This is a genomic window from uncultured Roseovarius sp. (assembly GCF_913057115.1).
Taxonomy (GTDB): domain Bacteria; phylum Pseudomonadota; class Alphaproteobacteria; order Rhodobacterales; family Rhodobacteraceae; genus Roseovarius.
In genome coordinates this window covers 1-3,222 of the sequence record NZ_CAJXNN010000075.1, presented here as the reverse complement: position 1 = coordinate 3,222, position 3,222 = coordinate 1, and the positions used below count along the sequence as shown (strand labels likewise).

The window sequence follows — 3,222 nt, the reverse complement described above, 5'->3', positions numbered from 1 at the left end:
CCCATCCCAAGGTAGTCATTGCCGCACCACACGGTGATCGGCTGTTCGCTGCCATCGGGTTTGCGCCAAGTGGCATGGGGGAACTGGCCCTTCTGGCGCTCAATGTCGATAAAGGTGCGATAGCGCCCTTCTTCGTGCAGCTTCGCAATCGCCGCATCCAGCTTGGCCGAATAATCCAACGGGTTCCCCTCCTTGGTCGTCTCCGCATCAGGTCGGGCCCAATACGCCGTAGCCCTCCTCAGAGCTACATATTCATTAAGTTAGATGCATATATCGCGCGCACCAATTCCGCAACAGGTTACAAATTGACGCCCCCCGGCACTTTGACCTCGATCAACTAGCTGGACAGCACCGCCTGCGCTGATACCTTCCGGCCAATTACCATGATTTCGAAAGAGGCCGCCATGTCTATCGACGCCGTTCTGTCCCGCATTGACGACCAACTCCCCGAAGCGACCGAACGCTTGTTGGACCTTCTGCGCATCCCCTCGATATCGACCGATCCGGCCTATGCCGAGCATTGCCAGAACGCCGCCGACTGGCTGGTCAGAGACCTGCAAAGCCTTGGCATAAAGGCCGAGGCGCGCAAAACCCCCGGCCACCCCATGGTGGTGGGTCATGTTGAAGGCCCCAAAGACTCCGCAGCCCCGCACCTGCTGTTCTACGGCCATTACGATGTGCAACCCGTCGATCCACTGGAGCTTTGGAACAATGACCCCTTCGATCCGCAACTCGAAGACACCCCAAATGGCCGGTTGATCCGGGGTCGGGGTAGTTCCGACGACAAGGGCCAACTTATGACTTTTGTCGAGGCCTGCCGCGCCTGGAAAGAGGTCAACGGCACCCTGCCCTGCGCCATCACCTTCTTTTTCGAAGGCGAAGAAGAATCAGGCTCGCCATCGCTGACCCCCTTCATGGAGGAAAACGCCGAAGAACTGCGCGCCGATCTGGCGTTGATCTGCGACACTGGGCTGTTTCAGTCCAAAACCCCCGCCATCGTCACCATGCTGCGCGGCATGCTCTCCGAGGAATTCACCATCACCGGCCCGCGCGTCGATCTGCACTCGGGTTTTTTCGGCGGCCTCGCCATCAACCCCATTCGCGTCCTGTCACAAGTGCTGGCCGATCTGCATGATGACCAAGGCCGCGTCACCGTGCCCGGCTTCTACGACGGCATCCCCGAACTCTCCGATGAGGTGCGCGCCCAATGGGACGGCCTCGGCTTTGACTGGCAAAACTTCCTTGGCGGCGTCGGCCTGTCGAAACCCGCAGGTGAACAGGACCGTACCCCGCTGGAAATGATCTGGTCCCGCCCCACGGCGGAAGTCAACGGCATCTGGGGCGGCTACACCGGCGACGGCTTCAAAACCGTCCTGCCCGCCCAGGCCCACGCCAAGATCAGCTTCCGACTGGTAGACGGCCAAGACCCGCTCAAACTCCGCGCCGCCTTCCGCGACTTCGTGCAATCCCGCCTGCCCGAAGATTGCAGCGTGGAATTCAAGGGCCACGGGGCCTCACCTGCCTCGATCATGGACAATACCGACCCCGCCTTCGAGGCCGCCCGCCAAGCCCTCTCCGAAGAATGGCCCGAGCCTGCGGCCTTCGTCGGCTGCGGCGGCTCCATCCCCATCGCGGGGCATTTCGGCTCGATCCTGGGCATGAACGCCATGCTTGTAGGCTTCGGCAAGGATGACGACGCCATCCATTCACCCAATGAAAAGTACGATATGGAGAGCTTCCACAAAGGCACGCGAAGCTGGGCACGCATCCTGCACCGCCTGACGGATAACGCTTAGTGAATGTCTCGCCCGGCGGCACCGCCGGGCAGCGCCGACCCGCCCCCACCGGGGCGGCGCTTCAATCCAATGTGGTAACGAGTGATAAGCGGGGCGCATCGCCAATCCCGTCTTCGAGGTGGGAAACCGCCCCGGCGGGTCGGCCCCGCCCTATCGAATAGACCATAACCTAGCAGGGCCAGACATATGACTATCCCCGGCTTCACCGATCACAGCGTCACCCTCGCGGGCCAAAAGATCGCCTATTCCATCGGCGGCTCCGGCCCGCCGCTCCTGCTGTTGCACGGCTTTCCGCAAACTCGCGCCATGTGGGCGCCCATTGCGCCAGACCTGGCCAAGACCCACAGCGTCATTTGCCCCGATCTGCGCGGCTATGGCGCGTCCGGCAAACCGCAGGCGGTCGAGGCCTACAGCTTCCGCGCCATGGCCGAAGATATGCGCCTTTTGATGGCGCACCTTGGCTATACAGAATTCGCCGTCGCGGGCCACGATCGCGGCGCGCGCGTCACCCACCGTCTGGCCCTCGACGCCCCGCAGTGCGTCACCCGCGCCTGCGTGATGGATATCGTGCCCACGCACACCCTTCTGTCCGACCTCAAGCCAGAGGTCGCCCGCGCCTATTACCATTGGTTCTTTCTCGCACAGCCCGAACCCTTCCCCGAAACCCTCATCGGACATGACCCCGACACTTATTTCCAATCCTGCCTTCTGGGCTGGGGCGGCGCAAAGATTGAGGATTTCGAGGCGGATCAACTCGCCGCCTACCGCACAGCATGGCGCGACCCGGACACGATCCGTGGCATGTGCAATGACTACCGCGCCACACTCAGCCACGACCTGGCCCACGACAGCGCCGATTTGACCCAACGCATCGGCTGCCCGACGCTTGTGCTCTACGGGGCCGACGGGGCCATGGCCCAACACTATGATGTCGCGCAGACTTGGGCCGCAAAATGCACCCAGATGCAGGCCCGCCCGATCCCCGGCGGTCACTTCTTCCCCGACACGGCGCATAAGGAAGCCACAGCTGCCCTAAAGTCTTTCTTCGCCCTCTAGCGCCAGCCGATTTCTTCAAAAGAAATCGGACCGAAATCTTTTCAAGATTTCGGCATCGCCCGCACGCCCTTCACCAAGGCCAAGACCCATGGGACGGAATGCAGAACGAGGTCAAACCAATCCAGGCCCTCGCGCAAATCCCCGGCCACAAGCATCTTCAGCTTTTCCCAGATATGCGGCTCGGGCGTAAAAGGGGCCAATCCAAGCGTCAGCACCATGAATCCAACGATCCACCACGGAAGCCTGTCAATAAAACCACCCATGGGCCTGCTCACATCGTGTTTGGGGGAAAATGGCGCGGTTGACGGGGCTCGAACCCGCGACCTCCGGCGTGACAGGCCGGCACTCTAACCAACTGAGCTACAACCGC

3 protein-coding genes, 1 tRNA gene and 1 pseudogene are annotated in these 3,222 nt (G+C 61.7%); 2 read left to right on the top strand and 3 right to left on the bottom strand.

The window, feature by feature from the left end; genetic code table 11:
• Positions 1-179: pseudogene (locus QZ498_RS17035) on the bottom strand (5-aminolevulinate synthase); the annotation flags it as partial.
• 225 nt (positions 180-404) lie between these two features.
• Between QZ498_RS17035 and QZ498_RS17030 the strand changes: the two are divergent.
• Together QZ498_RS17030 and QZ498_RS17025 are read left to right on the top strand one after the other, a co-directional pair.
• Positions 405-1,796: a M20/M25/M40 family metallo-hydrolase gene (locus QZ498_RS17030; protein ID WP_294624412.1), complete on the top strand. Its 1,392-nt coding sequence runs from the start codon at positions 405-407 to the stop codon at positions 1,794-1,796.
• A gap of 186 nt (positions 1,797-1,982) precedes the next feature.
• Positions 1,983-2,852: an alpha/beta fold hydrolase gene (locus QZ498_RS17025; protein WP_294624410.1), complete on the top strand. Its 870-nt coding sequence runs from the start codon at positions 1,983-1,985 to the stop codon at positions 2,850-2,852.
• Between the two features lie 41 nt (positions 2,853-2,893).
• On the opposite strand, the gene QZ498_RS17020 is transcribed toward QZ498_RS17025, so the two are convergent.
• Positions 2,894-3,115 carry an RND transporter gene (locus QZ498_RS17020; protein WP_294624408.1) on the bottom strand — a complete coding sequence of 74 codons (222 nt, stop codon included), beginning with the start codon at positions 3,113-3,115 and terminating at the stop codon, positions 2,894-2,896.
• 30 nt (positions 3,116-3,145) lie between these two features.
• Positions 3,146-3,222: transfer RNA gene (locus tag QZ498_RS17015), tRNA-Asp, on the bottom strand.

Bases quoted from the DNA above. Each gene is read 5' to 3' on its own strand.
- QZ498_RS17030 (WP_294624412.1), top strand. From the start codon at position 405: ATGTCTATCGACGCCGTTCTGTCCCGCATTGACGACCAACTCCCCGAA.
- QZ498_RS17025 (WP_294624410.1), top strand. From the start codon at position 1,983: ATGACTATCCCCGGCTTCACCGATCACAGCGTCACCCTCGCGGGCCAA.
- QZ498_RS17020 (WP_294624408.1), bottom strand. From the start codon at position 3,115: ATGGGTGGTTTTATTGACAGGCTTCCGTGGTGGATCGTTGGATTCATG.